The organism is Marisediminitalea sp., assembly GCF_984433645.1.
In genome coordinates, this window is sequence record NZ_CFIDRX010000062.1 from 1 (window position 1) to 22,795 (window position 22,795).

24 protein-coding genes and 1 pseudogene are annotated in these 22,795 nt (G+C 50.4%); 12 read left to right on the forward strand and 13 right to left on the reverse strand.

Annotated features, from left to right (window positions below):
- Positions 1 to 158: pseudogene (locus AC4MRN_RS09790) on the forward strand (AI-2E family transporter); the annotation flags it as partial.
- Positions 159 to 237: 79 nt separating this feature from the next.
- Here the strand turns inward: AC4MRN_RS09790 and AC4MRN_RS09795 are convergent.
- Positions 238 to 1,116 (reverse strand): LysR family transcriptional regulator, encoded by an 879-nt coding sequence (locus AC4MRN_RS09795; protein ID WP_491203169.1) that lies wholly within the window; start codon positions 1,114 to 1,116, stop codon positions 238 to 240.
- Between the two features lie 102 nt (positions 1,117 to 1,218).
- Here AC4MRN_RS09795 and AC4MRN_RS09800 point away from each other — a divergent pair, with 102 nt between their 5' ends.
- Positions 1,219 to 1,980 (forward strand): DUF1330 domain-containing protein, encoded by a 762-nt coding sequence (locus AC4MRN_RS09800; RefSeq protein WP_491203170.1) that lies wholly within the window; start codon positions 1,219 to 1,221, stop codon positions 1,978 to 1,980.
- Positions 1,981 to 2,046: 66 nt separating this feature from the next.
- Here the strand turns inward: AC4MRN_RS09800 and AC4MRN_RS09805 are convergent, their stop codons facing one another.
- The 10 genes from AC4MRN_RS09805 to AC4MRN_RS09850 form a co-directional block, all read right to left on the reverse strand.
- The gene (locus AC4MRN_RS09805) at positions 2,047 to 3,396 is read right to left on the reverse strand and encodes an ATP-binding protein (RefSeq protein ID WP_491203171.1); all 1,350 of its coding nucleotides are present in this window, start codon (positions 3,394 to 3,396) and stop codon (positions 2,047 to 2,049) included.
- Positions 3,397 to 3,402: 6 nt separating this feature from the next.
- Complete coding sequence (locus AC4MRN_RS09810; protein ID WP_073322544.1) at positions 3,403 to 4,086, reverse strand: response regulator transcription factor; 684 nt, start codon at positions 4,084 to 4,086, stop codon at positions 3,403 to 3,405.
- A gap of 1 nt (position 4,087) precedes the next feature.
- On the reverse strand, positions 4,088 to 4,363 hold the full coding sequence (locus AC4MRN_RS09815; RefSeq protein ID WP_073322542.1) for a PepSY domain-containing protein: 276 nt from the start codon (positions 4,361 to 4,363) through the stop codon (positions 4,088 to 4,090).
- A gap of 134 nt (positions 4,364 to 4,497) precedes the next feature.
- Positions 4,498 to 4,797: a YciI family protein gene (locus AC4MRN_RS09820; RefSeq protein ID WP_370245908.1), complete on the reverse strand. Its 300-nt coding sequence runs from the start codon at positions 4,795 to 4,797 to the stop codon at positions 4,498 to 4,500.
- Positions 4,798 to 4,799: 2 nt separating this feature from the next.
- Positions 4,800 to 5,606, reverse strand: a complete 807-nt coding sequence (gene trpA, locus AC4MRN_RS09825; RefSeq protein ID WP_491203172.1) for a tryptophan synthase subunit alpha — start codon at positions 5,604 to 5,606, stop codon at positions 4,800 to 4,802.
- Positions 5,599 to 6,786, reverse strand: coding sequence for a tryptophan synthase subunit beta (gene trpB, locus AC4MRN_RS09830; RefSeq protein ID WP_155014293.1), 1,188 nt, complete (start codon positions 6,784 to 6,786; stop codon positions 5,599 to 5,601). Before trpB ends, trpA begins: the two co-directional genes overlap by 8 nt.
- Before the next feature lie 16 nt (positions 6,787 to 6,802).
- Complete coding sequence (gene trpCF / locus AC4MRN_RS09835; protein WP_488799813.1) at positions 6,803 to 8,200, reverse strand: bifunctional indole-3-glycerol-phosphate synthase TrpC/phosphoribosylanthranilate isomerase TrpF; 1,398 nt, start codon at positions 8,198 to 8,200, stop codon at positions 6,803 to 6,805.
- Positions 8,197 to 9,225, reverse strand: coding sequence for an anthranilate phosphoribosyltransferase (gene trpD, locus AC4MRN_RS09840; RefSeq protein ID WP_491203173.1), 1,029 nt, complete (start codon positions 9,223 to 9,225; stop codon positions 8,197 to 8,199). The genes trpCF and trpD overlap by 4 nt, the downstream gene beginning before the upstream one ends.
- Positions 9,218 to 9,832, reverse strand: coding sequence for an aminodeoxychorismate/anthranilate synthase component II (locus tag AC4MRN_RS09845; protein WP_073322530.1), 615 nt, complete (start codon positions 9,830 to 9,832; stop codon positions 9,218 to 9,220). The genes trpD and AC4MRN_RS09845 overlap by 8 nt, the downstream gene beginning before the upstream one ends.
- Positions 9,829 to 11,424, reverse strand: coding sequence for an anthranilate synthase component 1 (locus AC4MRN_RS09850; RefSeq protein WP_491203174.1), 1,596 nt, complete (start codon positions 11,422 to 11,424; stop codon positions 9,829 to 9,831). The genes AC4MRN_RS09845 and AC4MRN_RS09850 overlap by 4 nt, the downstream gene beginning before the upstream one ends.
- 282 nt (positions 11,425 to 11,706) lie before the next feature.
- On the opposite strand from AC4MRN_RS09850, the gene AC4MRN_RS09855 reads away from it, so the two are divergent.
- The 10 genes from AC4MRN_RS09855 (at position 11,707) to AC4MRN_RS09900 (ending at position 20,206) form a co-directional block, all read left to right on the forward strand.
- Positions 11,707 to 12,564, forward strand: a complete 858-nt coding sequence (locus AC4MRN_RS09855) for a PHP domain-containing protein (protein WP_370245905.1) — start codon at positions 11,707 to 11,709, stop codon at positions 12,562 to 12,564.
- Positions 12,565 to 12,568: 4 nt separating this feature from the next.
- Positions 12,569 to 13,189 carry an L-threonylcarbamoyladenylate synthase gene (locus tag AC4MRN_RS09860; RefSeq protein WP_073322524.1) on the forward strand — a complete coding sequence of 207 codons (621 nt, stop codon included), beginning with the start codon at positions 12,569 to 12,571 and terminating at the stop codon, positions 13,187 to 13,189.
- Complete coding sequence (locus AC4MRN_RS09865; RefSeq protein WP_370239938.1) at positions 13,189 to 14,031, forward strand: segregation and condensation protein A; 843 nt, start codon at positions 13,189 to 13,191, stop codon at positions 14,029 to 14,031. Before AC4MRN_RS09860 ends, AC4MRN_RS09865 begins: the two co-directional genes overlap by 1 nt.
- The gene (scpB, locus tag AC4MRN_RS09870; RefSeq protein WP_073322521.1) at positions 14,018 to 14,620 is read left to right on the forward strand and encodes an SMC-Scp complex subunit ScpB; all 603 of its coding nucleotides are present in this window, start codon (positions 14,018 to 14,020) and stop codon (positions 14,618 to 14,620) included. Before AC4MRN_RS09865 ends, scpB begins: the two co-directional genes overlap by 14 nt.
- Positions 14,620 to 15,483 (forward strand): 23S rRNA pseudouridine(2605) synthase RluB, encoded by an 864-nt coding sequence (rluB, locus tag AC4MRN_RS09875; RefSeq protein ID WP_073322519.1) that lies wholly within the window; start codon positions 14,620 to 14,622, stop codon positions 15,481 to 15,483. The genes scpB and rluB overlap by 1 nt, the downstream gene beginning before the upstream one ends.
- A 252-nt stretch (positions 15,484 to 15,735) precedes the next feature.
- Positions 15,736 to 17,862: a TonB-dependent siderophore receptor gene (locus tag AC4MRN_RS09880; RefSeq protein WP_475071865.1), complete on the forward strand. Its 2,127-nt coding sequence runs from the start codon at positions 15,736 to 15,738 to the stop codon at positions 17,860 to 17,862.
- A gap of 133 nt (positions 17,863 to 17,995) precedes the next feature.
- Positions 17,996 to 18,289 carry a hypothetical protein gene (locus AC4MRN_RS09885; RefSeq protein WP_073322515.1) on the forward strand — a complete coding sequence of 98 codons (294 nt, stop codon included), beginning with the start codon at positions 17,996 to 17,998 and terminating at the stop codon, positions 18,287 to 18,289.
- On the forward strand, positions 18,289 to 19,197 hold the full coding sequence (locus AC4MRN_RS09890) for a PepSY-associated TM helix domain-containing protein (RefSeq protein WP_491203175.1): 909 nt from the start codon (positions 18,289 to 18,291) through the stop codon (positions 19,195 to 19,197). Before AC4MRN_RS09885 ends, AC4MRN_RS09890 begins: the two co-directional genes overlap by 1 nt.
- Positions 19,198 to 19,208: 11 nt before the next feature.
- A complete protein-coding gene (locus AC4MRN_RS09895; protein WP_491203176.1) occupies positions 19,209 to 19,922 on the forward strand; it encodes a PepSY domain-containing protein in 714 nt (237 codons plus the stop codon).
- Positions 19,919 to 20,206, forward strand: a complete 288-nt coding sequence (locus AC4MRN_RS09900; protein WP_491203177.1) for a hypothetical protein — start codon at positions 19,919 to 19,921, stop codon at positions 20,204 to 20,206. The genes AC4MRN_RS09895 and AC4MRN_RS09900 overlap by 4 nt, the downstream gene beginning before the upstream one ends.
- Positions 20,207 to 20,330: 124 nt before the next feature.
- Here the strand turns inward: AC4MRN_RS09900 and AC4MRN_RS09905 are convergent, their stop codons facing one another.
- Both AC4MRN_RS09905 and AC4MRN_RS09910 read right to left on the reverse strand, forming a co-directional pair.
- On the reverse strand, positions 20,331 to 21,365 hold the full coding sequence (locus AC4MRN_RS09905) for a methionine synthase (RefSeq protein WP_073322510.1): 1,035 nt from the start codon (positions 21,363 to 21,365) through the stop codon (positions 20,331 to 20,333).
- 38 nt (positions 21,366 to 21,403) lie between these two features.
- Complete coding sequence (locus AC4MRN_RS09910; protein WP_073322508.1) at positions 21,404 to 22,378, reverse strand: DUF1852 domain-containing protein; 975 nt, start codon at positions 22,376 to 22,378, stop codon at positions 21,404 to 21,406.
- Positions 22,379 to 22,795: the final 417 nt, after the last annotated feature.

Consider the following 22,795-nt stretch of genomic DNA (forward strand, 5'->3'; position numbering starts at 1 on the left):
GGTTGCTTGGCAGTGTAGGTATGCTGCTGTCGGTCCCACTTACCATGATTGTAAAAATCGCCCTCGAGTCACGGGAGGAAAGCCGATGGTTGGCCATTCTGCTCTCCAGCGATGATGATGTGAAGCCAACGGCAAAAGCGCATGAAGCGGAGAGTTAAGGGGAGAGCACAGGAGAATACAGGGAAGGCAATTGCTGTGGCGATAATTCTCAACGAACAAAAATTGCCTTAATTGCATTCACTGCAAAGGGAGCTGGCCTTCCACTAACTGTTGTTTGCGTAGCAGTGCATCTATAAGAAACTTCATTAAGAGTTTCACTTTGGGTTGGTCGCGTAAGTCAGGGTGCGTGAGTACCCAAATATCATAGGACGGTGTGGGCTCGCTACCGGGTAATCTCACCATGTCTTCATTAACATCGCCCATAAAACAAGCAGCTCTTCCCATACCCACCCCAGCGGCAATAGCGTGAAAGCGCGTAACGATTTCATCAATCACAATACCTATTGGTACATCAGGATAGGGTGACTCTGCGAGCCATTCTGGCCACATTGCACTATTGCCGGGAGCAATCCAGCGCCAGTCCTTTTTTTGTACTCGCTGACAATAGTCTTTGTGAGCATAAAAACACAAACCCAACTTAAACATTCTTCTGCCTACCAGATGTTCCGGCAGCTTGTGTGCACCTCTGATCACAACATCCGCCTCACCCTTGTCGAGATCGGCAAATTCCGTTGAGCTGTTTATCTTCAGTTGAATATTTGGGTAGGTACGAGCAAATTCGCCGAGTTCCTTGACCAACAGAAACTGCGACATAGGCTCGCCTAACGACAGGGTGAGCGGACCCGACAAATCGTCGGGCGATGTCAGATGAAGGCGCTCAGAAAGTAGCACTATGTCTTCAAGCTTTTTGGCAACACTGACCAACTGCTCGCCAAACTGGGTCGCACGGTATCCACCGGGTACTTTTTCAAATACCCGGGCGTCACGGCGTTTTTGCAGCAATGCCAGTCGTCTGGCTACTGTAGTGTGTGTTGTACCCAGTGTTATTGCTGCGCCGCGCAGTGTGCCAGCTCGGTACAGCGCCAGAATAAGAGCGTAGTCATTCCAATCGTCCATGGAACGATAATGCACCACTGCGATTAAAAAACAAACCGTGTTTTACAAAAAACGCACTGATACAGTGTAAAAATAGTGAATTTAGACGTTCTGGAAAAACACATGACACTGAGTAAAACGGAATTTTGGCCGGTACTCGTTAAGAAGTGCCTGATAAGTATTATATTTTCTCTTACTATGATGCCTCTCGTCTCTAAAGCCGACGAAAAAACGCTATTGGTGCAATATGCACCGGGTGAGATTATGCAGTTGATTGCACCTGTGACTGAGCCGGAAAAGCGAGCACTGCGTGATCGGTATTTTGAACAAAATGCCGAGACAGCCAGAAAGCATGGTTATCGGCAGGAAGGTGTGTTGCTGGTTGAAGAAACGCTGTCGGGCGACTTTTCGCCCAATGTGTTCGTTATCAGCCGGTGGCCTTCTTTAAAAGCACAAAAAACATTTCAGGCGCTGCCGTCTTTCTCAGGCGTAAAAGCGTTGAGACGCGAGGCCTGGGAAGCGTTGAGACTCTATGATCACGAGTTACCCGACGTACTGTCACTCGAATTCAGTCAGGACAAGGCTTACACCATTGCATTTGCATGGGCAAATCCCTCTAATCCCGGTGACTATGCCGAGTACTTAGTCAGCTTACCGCCGCTGTTGGATAAAGTTGGTGGGCGCCTGATGCATAACATTGAAGGGATCGTATTAAGTGCGCACAACCCCCATGCCCTTGCGCCTCAGTATATTTCATTTATTGAATGGGACGCACACGATGGTATCCAACAGCTACAAGCACTGCCAGAGTTTACAGAGCTGACTAAAAAGAAGCAGTCAGGCACGGTTCGGTACGAGCTTTATCGAGTCAGCCCCCGGATTTGAAAGCAGTAAGAAAGGGCAGGTTGTCGTTGGCTGTCGACACGGATTTATCGACAGCCTTGAGTCTGTTCAGGTGTTGCCTGAGCCCGGCATCCGCAAAGGGGCAGGAAAACTCAGTGTGAAGATGGCGCCGCCCAGAGTTGATTGACCTATGGCAAGTTTGGCTTCGTAAGCGGCCAGTAAATCGGCAACCACGGCCATACCTATCCCTTGTCCTTCGGTGTAGGCGTCAAGACGCTGCCCGCGTGTTAGCAGGCGTTCAACCTGCTCTGGTGGTATGCCTGGTCCATCATCCTCAATGCAAAGATCGGTTTGATACGGGTGTTCTGTGATCGTAATGCGAATATGACGGTCGGCCGCTTTACAGGCGTTGTCCATCAGGTTACCCAGTATCTCCATCAGGTCAGTTTTGTCGCCGTAAAACTGGCCGTCGTTGCCTTCAACCGATATCTGTAATGATTTGTCCCGGTACACTTTGTTGAGTGCATTGGTGATTTGTTTGACCACAGGGGCAATTTCGATACCTTTATCCCAACTACTCGCGCCGGCGGTAGCGCGCTTTAGCTGGCGCTGAATCAGCGCATCTATTTGCTGGAGCGGTTCTTGTGCAGAACGCGGCAGGTCTGGTGTACCCAGGGCAACGGCGAGGGGCGTTTTAAGGCTATGGGCTAAATCTCCCAGGCTGTTTTTATAGCGCTGTCGCTGCTCTGCCTCAGCACTTAGCAGGGCGTTTATACTTTGCTTCAGCGGGGTAAATTCACTGGGGTAGTTTGCGCTTAGCTGGTGTTGCTGACCATGGCTGGTGAGTTCAATTTCCTGAATCAACGCGCGAACGGGTTTTAGCAAAGTATTCATACCCAGAACCAGCAGGATAATCAGGCCAAACCCCAATGCAATCAGGTATTGCCACACCGAGCGCAAATATATTCTGCGTTCGTTTTCAAAATCGGCGTTATGGTTAAATACGAAAAATGTTACGGGCAGGTAACCATCACCGTCCTCGAACTCGGCAGTGTAGCTGTAAACAAAATAATCCGGGTGCTGGCCATCCAGCGGGTGTCCGGCGACGTAAAATTCCTCACCGATGTCCGGTGGTGTGGGCAGGGTATCAACGTGTGTTTCAAGTCCTGAAGCTGAGATCCACACGGTAGCCTGAGTGAGTTGAATCACCCCCAGGTAACCAGAGTCAGGTAAGTTGAGCTGTTCGTCGAACAGCATATCGGGCATAACCGGCGCGCCGTCGTCCATTTCAAAGACGGAAATGAGCGACAAGGTCATGAGCTTGAGTTCGTTGTACTTTGCTTCTTCCAGACTCGATGTATAGGCCTGAGACAAGGTAAATACGGTAACGGGTATAAAGACCAACAACGCCACACAGGCTATGAGCAGGCTTCGTACCCGAAGCGATAAGCTGCGCACCAGCGGTTATTCGCCGGTGAGTGACTGACTAAGCCGATAGCCACGCCCGCGCAGGGTTTCAATGGGCTTCAGGGTGTTGTTTGGGTCAAGCTTTTTGCGCAAGCGACCGACAAACACCTCGATAACGTTGCTGTCCAAATCAAAGTCCTGATCGTAAATGTGCTCGGTCAGCTCGGTTTTAGATATGACCTTTTTGGGATGCAACATCAGGTATTCCATGACTTTGTATTCGTAAGCGGTTAAGTCCATGGAACGGGCATTAACCTGAACTTCCTTGGCCTGCATGTCCAGGCTTACTGGTCCGAATTCAATCAGTGAGCTCGCCTGGCCAGACGCCCGGCGGATCAGTGCTTTCACGCGTGCCAGCAACTCTTCATTGTGAAACGGTTTGGTGAGATAGTCGTCGGCACCGGCATCCAGGCCTTCCACTTTTTCTTGCCAACGATCGCGCGCGGTCAGGATTAACACCGGAGTGGTGACGCCATGGGCGCGTGCCTGACGAATGACATCGAAACCATCCAGCTTGGGCAGGCCAATATCCACAATGGCCAGGTCATAATTGACCTCTTTTAACTGGAACAAGGCTTTATCGCCATCATCGGCTAAATCCACACTGTAGCCTTGTTGTTGTAATAGTGCATCGAGCTGCATTAACAACCGGCTGTCATCTTCGGCAATTAAGATTCTCATACTACTGACCGTCCTTGCTCCGTTTGCTCGGCTTCACTTCGCCTGAGCGTTTATCGACATCCAGGGTAACCACACGGCCGGACTTTTTAAGCATTTTTACGCGATAAGCACTCTTGGTCTTGTCCACTTTTAACACGCGGCCGTCAACATGCCGTCTGGCTTGCTCAGCAGCTTGCGTAGTGTTTTTAACCGGCTTGGCTTGGTCCTGCTGTGCCGACGCAATAGGACTCGACAGCAACATGAACAATACAATGCCTAGGGTACTCAATCTGTACATAATACTCCGACGATGGCAGTAACCTGACTAACTATGCCGCTAGCATAGCGTTACCTGGCTGAATGTTGTCTGAATATACTATCATTGCGTGGCGCAGGTGCAACGAAATTGCACCTGCGTTAGCGTTTTGCGGTTTATGGCAGGACTTTTTTGTAGGGTTTTACGACTACAGAGGCGTACACACCCGCTTCAATGTAAGGGTCGGCGTCTGCCCAGCTTTGCGCATCGTTCAGGCTCTCGAACTCTGCAACCACCAACGAACCGGTAAAGCCGGCCTGACCTGGGTCTTCACTGTCAATGGCAGGGAAGGGGCCCGCGATTAGCAAGCGGCCTTCGTCTTTCAGTGCATTTAAACGCGCAAGGTGAGCAGGGCGCGCAGCCAGGCGTTTTTCCAGACTGTTTTCCACGTCAGTGGCACAAATCATATAAAACATAGTTACTTCCTTGTTGCCGCTTTCATTGAAGAAACAAACCCGTCCAGCGCGCTTAACATGGCTGGCACGCCATGCAGATTTTGTTCGATCAGGTTCACAGTCGCTGAACCTGAAATGGCGCCTGCAGCACCGCTTTCGATAGCGTGTTTAACCTGTTCCGGGTTAGAAATACCAAAGCCCAGTAATGGTGGGGCAGCGTTAACGTTGGTGAGTTTCTCAATCAGAGACGCAGCAGGCATGGTTGCCGCTGTTTCCGCACCCGTAACACCAGCACGGCCAAGCAGATAGGTATAGCCTGCAGATAAGTCGCCAATAGCCTGGAATGTCGCATCCGTGGCGTTAGGCGGGGCAATCAGGATTTGCTTAATACCGTTGCTGTTTGCCGTATCAATGAAGCGCTTGGCTTCGCGGATTGGGACATCTGCAATCAATATTGAGTCGACGCCAGCTTTAGCAGCTTCTGCGTAGAAATGTTCGACGCCTTTTGCCAGTACCAGGTTACTGTACAGTAACAGGCCAACCGGAATATCCGGGTATTTGGCACGAATACGTGCAAGCAGTTCGAAACAAGAGGTTGGCGTAACGTGATTATCCAGCGCGCGAATCGCGGCTTTCTGGATTGTCGGGCCATCTGCTACCGGGTCGGAAAAGGGAATGCCTAACTCTAAAGCATCTGCGCCGCTTTCAATTAACTGGGTAATAATTTTTTCTGAGGTTTCCAGGTCCGGATCGCCAATCATGACGAAGGGAACAAAGGCTCCTTCATTCTGCTCGTTTAAACGAGCAAACATATCTGCATATCTATCCATTGACCTGGTCTCCTAAAATACCAATCACATGACCCAGGTCTTTGTCACCGCGGCCAGACAGGTTAACAACAATGATGGTGTCATCTTCAGCTTCATCAGCCATATTCAGTGCGTAGGCAAGTGCGTGAGACGACTCCAGGGCAGGAATAATGCCTTCTTTGCGGGCCAGCAACTGGAATGCATTGAGTGCTTCGTCATCGGTTACAGAAACGTATTCTGCACGGCCAATGTCTGACAGGTAAGCGTGTTGAGGGCCAACGGCAGGGTAGTCCAGACCGGCTGACACTGAATAGCTTTCCTCAATCTGACCATCCTGATCCTGCATGATGTACGTATACGCACCGTGCAGAATGCCTTTGGTGCCTTTGCCTATGGCCGCACCGTGATCTTTGGTGTGCACGCCTTTACCGGCAGGCTCGACACCTACCAGACGTACCGAAGGTTCGTCGATAAAGTCGGCAAACATACCGATTGCATTTGAGCCTCCACCTACACAGGCGACGACGGCGTCTGGCAGACGGCCTTCTTTTTCCAGCATTTGAGCGCGGGTTTCTTCGCCAATCATGCGGTGATATTCACGCACGATGGTCGGGAAGGGGTGCGGGCCTGCCGCAGTGCCCAGCAGGTAGTGCGCTTTGTCGTAGTTTGCAGACCAGTCACGCAGTGCTTCGTTTACCGCGTCTTTCAGTGTACCTGAGCCTGAATCGACCGGAATGACTTCTGCGCCCATCAGGCGCATTCTGAATACGTTTGGAGCCTGGCGCTCAACGTCTTTGGCACCCATGTAAATACGGGCTTTTAATCCCAATAAAGCACAGGCGAGTGCTGTTGCCACACCGTGTTGACCAGCGCCGGTTTCAGCGATAACTTCGGTTTTACCCATGCGTTTGGTCAGCAGTGCCTGACCCAATACCTGGTTGGTTTTGTGCGCGCCGCCGTGAAGCAGATCTTCACGCTTGAGGTACAGTTTAACCTTGGGATTAGAGACCAGGTTACGGGTTAACGTCATCGACGTCGGGCGACCGGCATAGTCTTTTAACAACGACATAAACTCGGCGTTGAACGCCGGGTCATCTTTGGCTTCCAGAAAAGCCTGCTCCAGTTGGTCCAGCGCGGGAATAAGTAACTCGGGCACGTACATGCCACCGTATTCCCCAAATTTTGCATCTAATTGATTCATTTGTGGTCCTGATTCATTAATATCGGCGACACACCGAAAAAAGTGCGGTTACCTGTTCGTCTGATTTATCACCGGGCTTGGTTTCTACGCCTGAGTTCACGTCGACCATGTCGGCACCCGTTGCCTGCGCATCTGCCACATTGGCTGGTGAAATACCGCCGGCAATAATAAGTTTGTCTAATTCCAGTTCATTGTGAATGAGCGACCAGTCGAATTGCTGACCGGTTCCGCCGGTTTCTTTGCCTACCTGACAATCAAGCAATACGCGGTCCAGCGTTTCGTCGTCTAACAAAGCATGAATTAAATAAGGCAACTCGCCAGCCACACCGACTGCCTGCCAGATTTCACAGCCTTTTGGTAGTCCGTTGCGCAGGTGCTGGCGGAATACGGTGTCTTCGTCACCGTGTAGTTGCACCGCTGCCAGTGACAGTTCATTCGCCACTTTTAGCACCATTTCAATGGGCTGGTTAACAAACACACCAACATAGCGTCCAGGCGTTTGCTCAACAATCGCTTTGGCTTGTTCGGGTGTTACGCAACGCTTGGAATGGGTGGCAAATATCAGTCCGCAGTAACTTGCGCCACTTTGGAACGCGTGAGCTGTTTGCTCGGCCTGGGTCATACCACAGACTTTTACCTTGCCGTATACCAGTTGCTTAACAGCAAGCTCAAGGTCGGCCTGCGCCATGAGTGCACTACCTACCAGAAAACCCTGACACAATGGGGCAAGGCGCAACACGTCCTGATGGGTATAAATACCAGACTCGCTGATCACCACGTACTCGTGAGTGGCAGCTTCCAGCATGGGCACCAGCTTTTCGGTGGTGGCCAGATCGGTAGACAGATCGCGTAAATCCCGGTTGTTGATGCCGATGATTTTTGCTTTTAACGCAATCGCGCGTTGCATTTCTTCTTCATTGCTGACCTCGGTCAGTATGTCTAGCGCCAGGCTGTCTGCTAACGCGGCCAGTTTTGAATAGGTCTCATCGTCGAGCACCGACAGCATCAACAATATGGCATCTGCATTGTAATAACGGGCCAGATAGACCTGGTATTCATTAACAAAGAAGTCTTTGTTCAGTACCGGCTGTTCAACCCGCTCAGTCACGTAGGCGAGGTAGTCGTAATTTCCCTGGAAGTATTTCTCGTCGGTTAGCACGGAAATACCCGCCGCATAGGGCGTATAGGCCGCTAAGATTTCGTCCAGGTCAAATTTTTCACGGATCAGGCCCTTAGAAGGCGACGCTTTTTTACACTCCAGTATAAAGCCGGCATTTGGCGCTGAAAGGGCGTCAAATAAGCTCTTGGTGGAGGGCGTGAGGTTGGCCTTAACTGTGTCCAGTGGTAAAGCGGCCATCCGCGCAGCTAACTCAACGTGTTTGTCTTCTACAATTTTGGCAAGTACGTTGCTCATTCGGTTACTTCCTGCTGGCTGACTTCAGCCACGTCTTTTATCAATTGTAATGGGGCGCCGTTGGCCATGGCATCGAGTGCCAGACTGGCACCTTGCTTAAATGAATCTGCCGCACCGGCGACTTTTAACAGCGCACCTGCGTTCATGGCAATAGCTGCAATATGTGCCTCTTGCCCTTTGCCACACAGTGCAGCCTCTATCATGGCTTTGTTTTCATGTGGCTCGCCACCGGCGATAGCGCTGAGCGGCGCACTCTGCAGGCCAAAGTCATCGGCCGTTAAGGTGTACTGTGTTGTACTGCCATGCTCGAGTTCCACAACCTGAGTTGGGCCGTGCAGAGCGAGTTCGTCCAGACCATCACCATGTACGATCAAAGCGCGTTGTTGGCCCATTAAATTCAGTGTCTGGGCGTAAACATCCAGTAACGTCGGCGTATAGACGCCAAAAACGCCAAAGGTGGGACCCGCCGGATTCGCCAACGGACCGAGTATATTAAACAGGGTACGGGTTTTCATTTCAGCCCGAACCGGGGCCGCAAAACGCATGCCTGCGTGATAGACAGGTGCAAACAAGAAGCAGAAGTTAGTGTCGTCTAAACAAGTTCGCGCAATGTCAGGGGTAATATCGAGTTTAATACCGCATTCGCGGAAAAAGTCAGCTGAGCCTGATTTGCTCGACACACTTCGGTTGCCGTGTTTGGCGACCTTGATGCCGCAACTTGCAACGACCAGCGCCGCGGCACTGGAAATATTAATGGTGTGGTGACCGTCGCCGCCGGTGCCAACAATATCGCCAAAGGCGTAGTCTGGTGTAGGGAATGGCCGCGCATTCGACACCATGGCACTGGCTGCGCCGGCAATTTCATTCGGCGACTCGCCATTCATTTTCAGCGCCGTAAGCAAGGTGGCCAGCTTCACTTCTGACAACTCACCGTGCATCACCTGATTAAATACTGAGAAGGCTTCAGCTTGAGCCAGATGCTGGCCGTCAAACAGCTTCTCAATGATATCCGTATAGTCAGCCATGGGATTCGGCCCCTTTGGTCAAATAGTGAATACTTTGCAACAGTAACTGGCTGCCCTGGGCGGTTAAAATCGACTCAGGGTGGAATTGAAAACCCAGCATGTTGTCTTGTGCCTGGTAAACCGCCATTACCGTTGTACCAACTGTCGCCAGAGGGGCTAAGCCGTCTGGTAGTTCCGTTGCCATCAATGAGTGATAACGGGCAACGTGCAGTGGCTGCGGCAGGCCTGCAAACATAGCTTCGCCGGTGTGGGTAATCGCCGATGATTTACCGTGCATAACGTCCTCAGCCCGGCCTACTTTGCCGCCGTAATGGGCCACAATAGCCTGATGACCCAGGCAAATTCCCAATACCGGGAAGTGGCCCTGAACCAACGTCAGTAGCTCTGGCATACATCCAGCCTCGTGAGGCGCGCCCGGACCCGGGGATAATAACAGTAAAACCGGCCCATTTTCAGCCGCTGCCTGCATTTTATCGAATAATAATTGTGCCGGCACGTTATTGCGGTACACCACAATGTTCAGTTCCATGGTGCGTAGCTCATCTACCAGGTTGTAGGTAAATGAGTCGACGTTGTCGAGCAAAAAGACGGTGATTGGCTGACTCATGCGGATGCTCCTTTTACTACCATGGCACTTTTTACTGCGTTAATTACAGCCTGGGCTTTACTGCGAGTCTCATCTGCCTCGGCTTGCGGGTCAGAGTCGTACACCACACCGGCACCGGCCTGAATATAAGCGGTGCCGTTTTTAACGAAGGCAGACCGAATAACAATACAGGTATCCATGTCACCGGCATTATTCAAATACCCTACCGCGCCGCCATAACTGCCCCGGCGCTTTTGCTCTACTTTGCGAATTAAATTTGCGGCACTGACTTTAGGGGCGCCGACTAATGTGCCCATGTTCATGCACGCCTGATAGGCATGCAGGGCATCTAAGTCGCTGCGCAACTGGCCCACTACGCGGGATACCAAATGCATTACGTGGGAGTAGCGGTCAACTTTCAACAGATCTTTTACATAGCGCGTACCAGGTTCAGACACTTTGGCAACGTCATTGCGGGCCAGGTCTACCAGCATTAGATGCTCTGCTTTTTCTTTCTGATCTTCACGCAGGTTCAGTTCAATGCGGCTGTCTAAATCGGGATTGATTTCGCCATTCGGACGTTTGCCCCGAGGACGCGTACCGGCAATCGGGTAAATTTCTACCACGTTGCTTTCGGCGGAGTACTTCAATGCAGACTCCGGCGATGCGCCGAAAATAGTGAAATCTTTGTCTTGCATATAAAACATGTAGGGGCTGGGGTTTTGTTGTTTTAATGCGGCGTAGGCAGTCAGTGGAGCAGGGCAGGGAAGCGAGAACGTTCGGGAGGGAACAACCTGGAAAATATCCCCTGCCAGTATGTGTTCTTTTAAGGTCAGCACGTCCTGGCAATAGGTTTCGTCTGATTTGTCGACGTTAAGCGAGACATCGTCCACTTCTGCAGGTGTCAGGTCGAGCGCCGGGATGTGTTGCAATTCCGCAGCAAGGTGCTCAAGGCGTTGGGCAATAGCAAAATAACTGGTTGCTACATCTGCACCACTGAACACACTGCCCAGCAAGGTTGCCTGACGGGTTTGATGGTCGAAGGTGATCAGGGTCTCAGCCAGATATAACACGTAGTCGGCGCAGTCGTTATCGCCTTCCTGTACCTCGGGCAGTTGTTCGAACGTAGCCAGCAAATCGTAAGCAAAGACGCCGCCCAAAAATACCGCATTCTGGTGTTCGCGAATGGGGCTGATTTCATTAACCACGCTGCGAAGTACATCAAATACGCTGGCTGATTTGAGGCGTGCGTCTTCGTCCAGTGCGTCATGGCTGGTATCACAGGTCAGGGTGAGTTGTGTTTCACTGACAACCTGGCACTGTAACCCGGGCAGGTTGAGTTTGGTAAACAAGGGCAGAATGCCTTTGCCATTGGCACTGAGTGCTTCCAAAGACACCTGTTGACCGCGGCACTCGAAACGCACAGCGGCGTCGACCATTAACAAACTTTGTAAGTTGTCTTTGCTGTCAATCTCAGCAGACTCCAATAGCAGGGCATGGGGCTGATCGCCGCAAAGCCCGGCAAAGGCTGCCAGTGGATCATTTACGTAGGTCGCCGTTCTTTCGATGGTTTCCACTTTTCCCGGTACGACGCCTAATTCGGCCAAACTCATTGCTTTACTCCGGTTAAAAAAAATTAAAAAAAAGGCCCGTATGTTACGGGCCTTTTTTTGTTTATTCTGCGCACTAACGCTCACACCGCCCGTTTATCGAAGGGAGTGCCACCACCAGATAGTTGCCACGTTAAGGCTGTTTAGGGGTTGTTTGAGCATTGTCGTATTCTGTCTTAATTCTTTATCGTTGAAGTTTGATAGGCAATCGCACTATCAATCCGTATACTTGGCCTATAGAAGAAAACAAAACGCACACTGTGTCAACCATAAATTTGAAAATACATGAAAATTGACTTACACAGTCACACGACTTTTTCCGACGGGCAACTGACGCCCGCCGAGTTGGTAATGCGGGCGCAGAACATGCAGGTAGATGTGCTGGCTATTACTGATCACGACACCACAGCAGGCCTCGACGCAGCTCACGACGGCGTTGCCGCACACTATCCGGGCTTACAACTAATCGATGGGGTGGAAATCTCTACCCATTGGCATAGCTTTGAGATCCACGTTGTGGGGTTAAACATCGACCGGCACAATCAAACCCTGCAAGACTTTTTGCATGTTCAACAGCAAAAACGTGATGAACGTGCCGCTAAAATTGCCGATAAGCTGGCAAAGTGTGGATTCGAAGGTACATTGGAACGAGCCAAGCGATACGCGCGTGACGGCCAAATCACCCGGGCCCATTTTGCCAGGGTGCTGGTGGACTGCTACTCGGTAACGTCCATGGAGTCTGCTTTTAAGAAGTACCTGGGTAAAGGCAAACGGGCCGCGGTGAAAGCGGAATGGGCAAGCATTGCTGAAGCGGTTGAAGCGATCCATGCCGCAGGCGGTCAGGCAGTACTTGCACATCCTCTGCATTACGATATTACGACCAAGTGGCTGCGCCGTTTACTGACAGATTTTAAACACGCAAAAGGCGATGCTGTTGAAGTGGTATTCCCAACGGCAAACCCGGCTAAACAACAATTGCTTTTTGAATTGGTCGACGAATACGGTTTTCTGGCGTCGGCCGGTTCCGATTTTCATATGCCGGGGCGTTGGACAGAACTCGGGCGTTGCGGTCTGAAAAGCGATACACTGACCCCAGTGTGGCATGATTGGGCGTTAACGCCTGTTTTATCCTCTGAGAGATAATTGTATGAGTCAGTTTTTTTATGTGCACCCCGACAACCCGCAAACCCGCTTAATCAAGCAAGCGGTTGAGTTGATTCGCCAGGGGGAAGTTGTGGTGTATCCCACCGATTCAGGCTACGCCATTGGTTGCCAGATGGAAGATAAGCGTGCGCTGGAACAGATTTGCCGCATACGTCAAATCGACAAAGACCACAACTTTACGCTTATGTGTCGCGACATGTCCGAACTGTCTGTTTACGCAAAAGTAGACAATACGGCATTTCGCCAAATTAAAAATAACACCCCCGGGCCTTACACCTTTGTGTTAAAAGCTACACGTGAAGTGCCGCGCCGATTGCAAAATCCGAAGCGCAAAACCATTGGCATGCGGGTGCCGGACAACGCGATTGCACTGGCGTTACTGGAAGAGTTAAACGAGCCGCTGATGTCGACGTCGTTAATATTGCCTGGTGCGCAGGTAGCCGAATCGGATCCAGATGAAATTCGCGACAAGCTGGAAAAACAGGTTGGCCTGATTTTACATGGCGGCTATTTGGGTGAGCAGCCCACAACCGTGGTGGACTTAAGCGAAGGCGAAGCGGTTATCGTGCGTGAAGGTGCTGGCGATATCACGCCTTTTCAGTAATGACAGATTCAAACGATAACCCGTCTTTGCCTACCAATGAGCCAGTGCAGCAGCCGCTGCCGCTGGCGTTTGTGCATGGTGAAGCGGTTATCCAAAAGCCGGAAGACTTGTATATTCCGCCAGATGCGCTGGAAGTGATTCTGGAATCGTTTGAAGGCCCGCTTGATTTATTGTTGTATTTAATTCGCAAACAGAAGTTTGATATTACCAGTATGCCGGTAGCGGAAATCACCCGGCAGTACATGGAATACGTCGACGTGATGCGAACCCTTAAGCTGGAGTTGGCTGCAGAATACCTGCTTATGGCCGCCATTTTGGCGGAGATCAAGTCAAGGTTGTTACTACCTAAGCGCTCAGACGACGATGACGAAGAAGCCGATCCGCGCGCGGAATTAATTCGCCGGTTAAAAGAATACGAGCTGGTAAAGCAGGCGGCGGAAGATTTGGATCTGCAGCCGCGCATGGAACGCGATATCTTCGACGTTTCGGTGACACCCGACGACAGTATTGAGCCGGTCATCATCCAGCCTGACGTGAGTTTACAGGATTTGGTGATGGCGTTTTCTGCTGCTATGCAACGTGCAGCAGCGTTTGAGCATCACCATATTGCGCCTGAAGCACTGAGCACCCGGGAAAGAATGAGTAAAATTCTGCAAACGCTGAATACTGATACTTACACCCCTATGGAAGCGCTATTTACCGCAGAAGAAGGGCGCGCGGGTGCCGTTGTGACGTTTTTAGCCATTCTGGAACTGGTAAAAGGGCAAAGTATTCGACTCGTACAGGCCGGGCCTTATGCCAGAATTCATGTGAAATTGGGAAGTCATCATGAAGAAGATTAATGCGCAACAGCTAAAACAGCTCATTGAAGCTACAATATTTGTGTCAGATGGGCCGGTTTCGATAGAAAAATTGAAAAATACCGTACTGGCGGATTTTACCGTAGCCGATAAAGCGATAAAATCAGCGCTTGATGAATTAATGCTCGATTACCGACCGCGCGGTATCCAACTGGTAGAAGTCGCCAGTGGGTTCCGGTTTCAGTCACTCGACAGCTTAAGCCCCTGGCTGAGCAGATTGTGGCAGGAGAGCAGCCCGCGATATTCCCGGGCGATGTTAGAAACCCTGGCGTTAATTGCTTACCGTCAGCCTATTACCCGTGGTGAAATAGAGCAGGTAAGGGGCGTAGCGGTGAGTAGTAACATCATCAAAACCCTCACTGAACGTGAGTGGATTAAGGTAGTGGGCCATAAAGAGGTACCGGGCAGGCCGGCATTGTATGCCACTACCAAACAATTTTTAGATTATTTTTCGCTGAAGTCCTTGTCGGACTTACCTAATGCAGACGCGTTTATGCAGTCACTGGAAGACGTTGCAGATGCCTCGTTACATGTATTAGGTGATAGCGACCAAACAGAGCCATTACACTAATGACAGAGAAATTACAGAAAGTCCTTGCTAATCATGGCCTCGGTTCTCGCCGGGAAATGGAACGCTGGATTGAGCAGGGCCGGGTATCGGTTAATGGCGCGGTTGCCACATTGGGCGATCGCGTAGATGCAACGGCGCAAATTCGCGTAGACGGACACGCATTAGCCCGTCAGCAGGAGACACCGGTGTGTCGTGTGCTGATGTATAACAAGCCGGAAGGCGAGCTGTGTACCCGTGTTGATCCGGAAGGGCGCAGTACGGTGTTCGATCGCTTGCCGAATATCAGTCAGGGCCGCTGGATTGCGGTGGGCCGACTGGATATTAACACCAGCGGTTTGCTGTTGTTCACCAACGATGGCGAACTGGCGAATCGATTGATGCACCCTCGCTGTAAAGTTGAGCGCGAATACGCAGCGCGTATTTTTGGTGAGGTGTCTTCCAAATCACTGCAAGCGCTGACCAAAGGGGTTGAACTGGAAGATGGCTTGGCTAAATTCACTACCATTAAGCCACGCCCTAACGATGATGAAAGTGTTAACCAGTGGTTCAACGTGACGCTGGAAGAAGGCCGTAACCGTGAAGTACGTCGCCTGTGGGAGACTCAGGATTGCCAGGTGAGCCGCCTGATCCGCGTGCGTTACGGACCCATTGAACTGCAAAAACGTCTGCCACAAGGGGCGTGGGTAGAGCTACCGCTCAGCGATGTCAATGCGCTACGTGGTTTGGTGCAATTGCCGCAAGAAAACGAAAGTATGGTAGATGACCGCCAGAATAAGCTCGACCATGCCCGTTTGAGCCGAATGCGCCGTTCGGTAAAGAAACACAAGCTTAGAAAAGAGCGTACACACCGCCGCCAGAGCTAAGTCTAGCAAAGCAAGTTTACTCACAAACAAAGCGAACCTTGAGCAACAGGGTTCGCTTTTTTATTGGCAATAGCCGCTTACCTACAGCACGCCTTCCCGGTCATCACGTTTGTTGGCCTAACTATTCTATTGTCATCTCCTGGCAAAGAAATACTAACAAATACATAAATAAAAATAATTATCATTTACGAATTAAGCTTTAGTCTCTATAATGCAGCCGAAATATTTACCCACACTGATCCAGAGAACACTATGACCAAGAAGCAAATTTTTGCGCTGTCGCCCATTATGCTGGCGTTTGGCCTCCACGCACAGACAACCGAATCTGCCCAGACAGATACTGCGCAGGATGACGTAGAAGTCATCCGTATTGTTGAAAGCCGTATCCAACGCGTGAGTTCAGGTGCCACTGGTTTGGGTTTGGATAGCTTTGATACACCACAGTCATTGTCGATCATCGAAGATGACACTATTGCCAACTACAATTTATTTGATATCAACAGCTTGTTTAAACAGGTGGTAGGTATCAATGTCGATCAGAGTGAAACTGACCGCACTTATTTCAATGCCCGTGGTTTTGACATTACCAGCATGCACATTGACGGCTCTGGTATTCCGTTCGGTGATATTTTCGTTGGCGATTTGGATACGGCCATGTACGAAAAAATCGAATTTATTCGCGGTTCTAATGGCTTGATTACCGGCTTGGGTAACCCGTCGGGTACGGTGAACTATGTTCGTAAGCGCCCAGGCAACGAGAAGCAGGCCAGTGTGTCACTGACCGCCGGTCGTTGGAATAATTTCCGCGCCGTTGCAGATGTATCAACGCCACTGACCGAGTCAGGCAGTTGGGCGGCGCGAGCTGTTGTCGTGCATCAGGACAAAGACAGCTGGCTGAATCACTATTCAAATAACCGTACCATTTTTTATGGTGTTGTCGACGGCCAGATCAGCGATGCGCTTACCGTGACGTTCGGTTATTCACACCAGGACAACAACAGTGACGGAGTAACATGGGGTGCGGTACCTCAAATTTATTCTGACGGGACACAAGTCGATTTTGATGAGTCCACTACAACGGCTATGGACTGGACTTACTGGGATACCCTTAACCAAACGGCTTTCGCCGAGGTGAGCTGGTTTATTAATGACAACCTGAACTTTACCAGTAAGGTTAACTACATTAATTACGAAGATCAGTCAGAGCTGTTTTACGCTTACTACAACACCGGTCTGGACAGCAGCACGGGCTTGGGCATGCTGGGCTATCCAGGTAAGTTTACCGCCGATGATAAAACCCTGATTTGGGACAACAACCTGCAGGGTACGTTCGAAGCATGGGGTCTGGAACACACCTTTAATTTAGGTGTAAGCCTGGCCGACGCTGAAACCAGTGATATGGATTTTGGTGCGCTGTCTGGCTTTGATGTAATGCCGGCACTGCCTAACTGGACGGGTACTGAAGTTGCCAGACCGACCTGGGCTGACCCTTATCAGGCGGGCTTCACCGATATCACCCTTAATCGCTACTACGGTGCGTTGCAGTTAGCCGTTACTGAAGATTTTGATTTTGTGCTGGGTGCCAGTTTTGTTGATTACGAAAACGAAGGTGAGTCCTGGGGAGCATCAACCTCTACCACTGAAGACGGCAGCAGTCCGTATATCGGTTTTACCTGGGAAGTTTGGGAAGATCTTAACTTCTACGGTAGCTACAGTGATATTTATCAGCCGCAGTATTACCTGAATGAAGACCTTGAGCCGCTGGGCTCAGCCGAAGGTCGCAGTTACGAGCTGGGCGTGAAAAAACGTCTTGATAACAACCTGCTGATCAGCTTTGCGGTGTTCAGAACTGAACAGGAAAACCTGTATGAGTTCATTGAATACGGAGACGGTGACGGCATCGATGACGACGATTACTCAGATGACTTCAACTATGCCTTGTACCGCGGGGTCACCGTTGATTCGAACGGTTTCGAACTGGAAGTATCAGGTCAGGTGTCAGATGAGTGGTTTGTTCAGGGTGGATTTACTGCACTGACAATGGACGACGAAGCGGGTAACGAAGCGCGTACCTTTATTCCTCGTCGCACGCTGAAGTTACTGGCGGATTACACCCCGTCGTGGGAAGAAAAGCTGAAAGCGGGTGTGTCGCTGAGATGGCAAAGTGAAACCTATTTCACTACCGGCTTTGGTCGAATTAGCCAGGATGCCTACGCGTTGCTGGGCGGCTACGTGCAGTATAGCGTTAACGAGCAGATTTCAGTTAGCCTGAATCTGGATAATATTCTGAACGAAGATTATCTGAGCTCAGTACGCACCGAGCAGGCGTTTGTTGGTTCACCAGTGAACTACAGCTTGTCGCTGCACTGGAACTACTAAAGCGCTGTTCGAGCAGGGGTGATACAACCTGCATGGCAATAAAACGCCCGGTGTAAACACCGGGCGTTTTCGCGTTTTGGATGTCGTGTTTACTACTCCAAAACGGTAACAACGATTAAAGAGGGAGTTTGGCATGAATGTACAACGTCACCCGTTCGCGTTTCTGTCCAGTCAACGATTTTGGTTAAGCGGGCCTGCAACACTGGTAGTGACTTTACTGGTGATGCTGGCGATGGCGGCCTGGTTTCCGCCAGGAATCGGAAAGGTCAATAACATCATCGTGCCACTGGTTATGTTTCCGTTGATTTGGGCGGTGTTGTTTTTCTACACCTATCTGACACAACGTATGCAATCCGCCTGGTGGTTGCTGGTTGTGTTGGCAGTGGTCAACGGCGTTATTCTGGCCTTTCAGTTCTGGGGGAAATAATGAGCAACCTAAACGAACAACCCATACGCTCCAAAGCTAAGGCGTTACTCAGCCTGCATTCCTGGTCGGGGATCGTGTTGGGAATGCTGCTGTACGCAGTCATTTTTACCGGTACGGTAGCCGTCGTGTCAGACGAAGTGGGTGAGTGGTCGAATAGCAATCTCAATCAGCAGATGTTGGCAACACAGGACGTCGATAGCGTGCTGGCAACACTGGCAGCCCAAACCGACAGTGCTTATCTGGAGGAAATTTCAGCTTACGAAGATCATCGCCAGAATCTGGTGTTTTTCTTTCACACTCATAAGCAAAATCCCAGTGGCGTAATGGATGAATACGGCGTTCAGTACAAAGTGAATGGGCAAGGCGAGATTGTTCAGCAGCGGGAAGGATTTGGCAGTGATATCTACGCGCAGGACGACAGTTACGCACTCAGCCGCTTCCTGGTATCAATTCACACCGAATTACACCTACCGGCACCCTGGGGCTTAATTTTAACCGGTATTTTAGGCCTGGCAATGCTGGTTGCTGCGGTATCCGGATTTATGATGCATCGCCATTTGTTTACCGACTTATTTACGATTCGTAAACAGCGTGATGGCAAGCCGCTGAAACGCGATTCACATACTGTGGCGGGAACCTGGAGTATCCCGTTTGCGATATTGCTGGCGTTCACGGGAAGCTTCTTCAGTTTTGCTACCGCGTTTGGTTTGCCCGCAATGGCGGTGGTGGCATTTGGTGGCGATCAGGAAGCCATGATGCATACGTTGGTGGGTGAGCAGGCGCACAAAAGTGAAGCGCCACAAGACTCCGCCAGCATCAACGGTATGCTGGCCGATGCCATCGGTAATCAGTCTGCAGTACCGACCTTTATTGCCATTTCGCACTGGGGACGGAGTCTGCCAGTCTGACTGCGTTTTTTATGCCGACGGAAGGTGAGGTCGGGTTTGCTCAACGGGTCTACGACGCAACCAATGGTGAGTTTGTTGAGTATAAGCCGCTGGTAGGCACTGTACCGTCTGCCGGTAGTGCCATTATGTCGCTGATCTATCCGATTCATTTTGGCACGTTCGCCGGACTCATGTCGAAAATCATATGGATCAGCCTGGGTGTCGCCTCTTGCTACGTCACTATCACTGGTCTTCAGTTGTACGCGTTCAGAAATGAAAAACAAGCGACTGGCTGGCAGTGGTTCAGCCGCATGTGCGTGTGGGGCTTCACCGGACTGCCATTGTGTTCACTCAGCAGCGCACTGGGCTTTTTTGTTAGCGGTGCACTGCAATCGAATCAGAGTCTCTGGACACCCGTATCGTTTTTGCTGGCCGCAGCAATGGTTTCACTCATTACTCTGATTATCAGGTCAGTAAGGCAGCTTCAGCTGATCTTATTGGTGGCGAATGGCGCGCTGTGTTTAGCACTGCCGGTTATTCGCTATCTGACCTCCGGGTTTGGGTGGATACAGGCCATCGAACAAGGCAACGTTGCGCTGATGTTTATTGATGCTGTGTTGTTACTCTGCGGCGTGTGGTGTTTCTATCGCGTCTATGCATCCAACCAAGCGCAGGAAAGCGATCACACGGCAACAGAAGCGGTAGCCAGTGAACATGTCGGAACCCTGTCAGGAGCGGCAAAATGAACCATTTGATTGCGACGTTACCCTTTATTCTGTTTAGCCTGGTTGTCATTCTGCTGTTGACCTGCTCGGACCCCCGTCGCCGCCAACAGCAGCAAAAGCACAATGGGCACAGTAAGCTGGGTTTTGGTCTGTCGTCACGGGCTAGAAAGTGGCTTGCCTGGAGTCTTGTATTAACTGTATTGCCATTGGTATTCAGTGGCAATTATGCGGGGCTGCTCATGTATGCGGGGGCTGTGACTGTGATTGGCTGGCTGGTGGTAGAGTCACCTGCATCGGCAATGTAGCGAAGTTAAATGGTTTTCTAGTCAGTCGATGAAAACCTGGCGTTTACCTTACTGCCTTTATCTTAATAGGGGGTAACGCCAGGCTTTGTGTTTTGGAAACCCTTTCGGGCTCTATTAATGACCGCTACCTTGATGTTTCCAGTTCTTTGCGCACTATGGCAGCACCTGCGCTCAACGCACTAAGTTTGGCATTGGCAATATCGCGCGGCAGCGGTGCCATGCCGCAATTAGTGCATGGGTAGAGGTTGTCGGCATCGACATATTTCAGGGCGTTACGCAGTGTATTGGCCACTTCTTCCGGTGTTTCTATGGCATGGTTAGCCACATCGATAGCGCCGACCATTACCTTTTTTCCGCGGATCAACGACAACAGTTCAATGGGCACGTGCGAGTTATGGCACTCCAGCGAAATAATGTCGATATTGGATTGTTGCAGTTTAGGGAATACGGCTTCGTACTGGCGCCACTCTGAACCCAGTGTCTTCTTCCAGTCTGTGTTGGCTTTAATGCCATAGCCATAACAGATATGCACGGCTGTCTGACAAGACAAGCCTTCAATCGCCCGTTCTAAGGCAGCGATGCCCCAGTCGTTCACATCGTCGAAAAACACGTTAAAAGCCGGCTCGTCAAACTGGATAATGTCTACGCCGGCTGCCTCGAGTTCCTTGGCCTCTTCGTTGAGAATTTTGGCAAACTCCCAGGCCAGCTTTTCGCGACTTTTATAGTGCGCATCGTACAAGGTATCAATCATTGTCATCGGGCCAGGCAAGGCCCATTTAATTGGCTGGTTAGTTTGCTTTCTGAGGAACCTGGCGTCATCGACAAACACCGGTTTGGTTCGGGACACCGGGCCAACCACCGTGGGTACACTCGCTTCGTAACGATTGCGAATTGTCACGGTTTCGCGCTGCTCAAAATCCACGCCATTGAGGTGTTCAATAAAGGTCGTCACAAAATGCTGGCGGGTTTGCTCGCCGTCGCTCACTATGTCAACGCCCGCGTGCTGTTGCTCTTGTAATGACAGTCGCAACGCATCTTTTTTTCCTTCGGCAAGTCCCTGTTCAGTTAACTTCCAGGGTGACCAGAGTTTTTCCGGTTCGGCTAACCAGGATGGCTTTGGCAAACTGCCTGCTGTAGAGGTGGGTAACAGTGTTTTCATGGTAAATCTCTGCAATATAAGGTCAACAGAATGCCGGGTTAGGCGTGGTTGGCTGACCATTGTTCAAGGATGTGCTGATAAGGCTTTATAAAATGCTCTTCAGCAAATTTGCCCTGGGCCTTTGCAAGGCGACTACGCTCTTCGCGGTCATACACAATTTGTGTTATGGAATGATCAGCATTGTTTAAGTTTGGTTTATAGCATTTACCTGCCACGGCGTTGGCGTTGTAGATCTCCGGGCGATAAATTTTCTGGAACGTTTCCATGGTGCTAATTGTGCTGATCAATTCCAGGTTGGTGTAATCGTTCAACAGATCGCCGAAGAAATAAAACGCCAGCGGTGCCACACTGTTAGGTGGCATAAAATACCGTACTTGCAGCCCCATCTTTTTAAAGTACTGCTCGGTAAGCGACGTTTCATTGGCCAGGTATTCAAAACCCAGAATAGGATGCTGGTTTTCGGTGCGGTGATACACCTTGTTGTCAGACACACTTAAACAGATGACCGGCAACTTTTTAAAGTGGGCTCTGTAAGCCTCTGAGTTAACAAAGTGCTGAAACAGTTTGCCGTGCAAGTCACCAAAGTCTCCGGGTACCGAGAATTGGGGTTGGTTTTTATTGTGGTCCAGCAGAACCACACTGAAGTCGTAGTCGCGAACATACGATGAAAAATTGTTGCCGACGATACCTTCAATACGTTCGTTAGTGACGTGATCGACGATATTCGTTTTCAGTATTTCGATTGACGGGAAGCTTTCACCGCTACCCGCAACATCCATTTCAACCGAGATAATGTCAAGCTCAACTGAATAACGGTCACCTTTGGGATTGTCCCAATTTGCGAGTGCATTGAAGCGGTTGTCTACCATTCGCAACGCATTACGGAGATTTTCCTGGCGCTTTTCACCACGCGCCAAATTTGCAAAGTTAGTGGTAATACGGGTGCTGTCTGCCGGATGATAATGTTCATCGAAGCTCACGCGCTTAATGGTAAATGTAAAATCGGTATTCATGATGATTTGCTCGTCTCTTTTCCGAGATAAAACCTAAACTCTTTTCCTTTTGTTGTGCGCAGCTGACCGACTACAACTGCTGGCGGTAACTGGAGCACGGTGTAAGTTATACGCCTATCATATTATGAAAAAAAATGGTTTTATTTCATCAATGCATGAGCTCTGTTCATGGTTTGCTGCCCGTTCCCTGTTTACGGGGGGGCAGCGTTTACAGAAAACAGCAGGTAGGGCGTGGTGAACTTAGTGATCATCTTCACTTTGCGTTTGTTTCTTCAGGCGTTTTTCCTTCGATTCAGCAATCCACTCAATGGTGTGTTCGACCTTGGGGTCTGGCAGCATCATTTGAACAAACAGTCCAATCGCTAACGCAGCGCCTTTGCGTTTTTTCGCCCAGCGATAAAACACAAAAAACAGGCC

Excerpts from the sequence above, each read along its gene's own strand:
- AC4MRN_RS09795 (WP_491203169.1), bottom strand. The coding sequence starts at position 1,116 with ATGGACGATTGGAATGACTACGCTCTTATTCTGGCGCTGTACCGAGCT.
- AC4MRN_RS09800 (WP_491203170.1), top strand. The coding sequence starts at position 1,219 with ATGACACTGAGTAAAACGGAATTTTGGCCGGTACTCGTTAAGAAGTGC.
- AC4MRN_RS09810 (WP_073322544.1), bottom strand. The coding sequence starts at position 4,086 with ATGAGAATCTTAATTGCCGAAGATGACAGCCGGTTGTTAATGCAGCTC.
- AC4MRN_RS09815 (WP_073322542.1), bottom strand. The coding sequence starts at position 4,363 with ATGTACAGATTGAGTACCCTAGGCATTGTATTGTTCATGTTGCTGTCG.
- AC4MRN_RS09820 (WP_370245908.1), bottom strand. The coding sequence starts at position 4,797 with ATGTTTTATATGATTTGTGCCACTGACGTGGAAAACAGTCTGGAAAAA.
- trpA (WP_491203172.1), bottom strand. The coding sequence starts at position 5,606 with ATGGATAGATATGCAGATATGTTTGCTCGTTTAAACGAGCAGAATGAA.
- trpB (WP_155014293.1), bottom strand. The coding sequence starts at position 6,786 with ATGAATCAATTAGATGCAAAATTTGGGGAATACGGTGGCATGTACGTG.
- trpCF (WP_488799813.1), bottom strand. The coding sequence starts at position 8,200 with ATGAGCAACGTACTTGCCAAAATTGTAGAAGACAAACACGTTGAGTTA.
- trpD (WP_491203173.1), bottom strand. The coding sequence starts at position 9,225 with ATGGCTGACTATACGGATATCATTGAGAAGCTGTTTGACGGCCAGCAT.
- AC4MRN_RS09845 (WP_073322530.1), bottom strand. The coding sequence starts at position 9,832 with ATGAGTCAGCCAATCACCGTCTTTTTGCTCGACAACGTCGACTCATTT.
- AC4MRN_RS09850 (WP_491203174.1), bottom strand. The coding sequence starts at position 11,424 with ATGAGTTTGGCCGAATTAGGCGTCGTACCGGGAAAAGTGGAAACCATC.
- AC4MRN_RS09855 (WP_370245905.1), top strand. The coding sequence starts at position 11,707 with ATGAAAATTGACTTACACAGTCACACGACTTTTTCCGACGGGCAACTG.
- AC4MRN_RS09860 (WP_073322524.1), top strand. The coding sequence starts at position 12,569 with ATGAGTCAGTTTTTTTATGTGCACCCCGACAACCCGCAAACCCGCTTA.
- AC4MRN_RS09865 (WP_370239938.1), top strand. The coding sequence starts at position 13,189 with ATGACAGATTCAAACGATAACCCGTCTTTGCCTACCAATGAGCCAGTG.
- scpB (WP_073322521.1), top strand. The coding sequence starts at position 14,018 with ATGAAGAAGATTAATGCGCAACAGCTAAAACAGCTCATTGAAGCTACA.
- rluB (WP_073322519.1), top strand. The coding sequence starts at position 14,620 with ATGACAGAGAAATTACAGAAAGTCCTTGCTAATCATGGCCTCGGTTCT.
- AC4MRN_RS09880 (WP_475071865.1), top strand. The coding sequence starts at position 15,736 with ATGACCAAGAAGCAAATTTTTGCGCTGTCGCCCATTATGCTGGCGTTT.
- AC4MRN_RS09885 (WP_073322515.1), top strand. The coding sequence starts at position 17,996 with ATGAATGTACAACGTCACCCGTTCGCGTTTCTGTCCAGTCAACGATTT.
- AC4MRN_RS09890 (WP_491203175.1), top strand. The coding sequence starts at position 18,289 with ATGAGCAACCTAAACGAACAACCCATACGCTCCAAAGCTAAGGCGTTA.
- AC4MRN_RS09895 (WP_491203176.1), top strand. The coding sequence starts at position 19,209 with ATGCCGACGGAAGGTGAGGTCGGGTTTGCTCAACGGGTCTACGACGCA.
- AC4MRN_RS09900 (WP_491203177.1), top strand. The coding sequence starts at position 19,919 with ATGAACCATTTGATTGCGACGTTACCCTTTATTCTGTTTAGCCTGGTT.
- AC4MRN_RS09905 (WP_073322510.1), bottom strand. The coding sequence starts at position 21,365 with ATGAAAACACTGTTACCCACCTCTACAGCAGGCAGTTTGCCAAAGCCA.
- AC4MRN_RS09910 (WP_073322508.1), bottom strand. The coding sequence starts at position 22,378 with ATGAATACCGATTTTACATTTACCATTAAGCGCGTGAGCTTCGATGAA.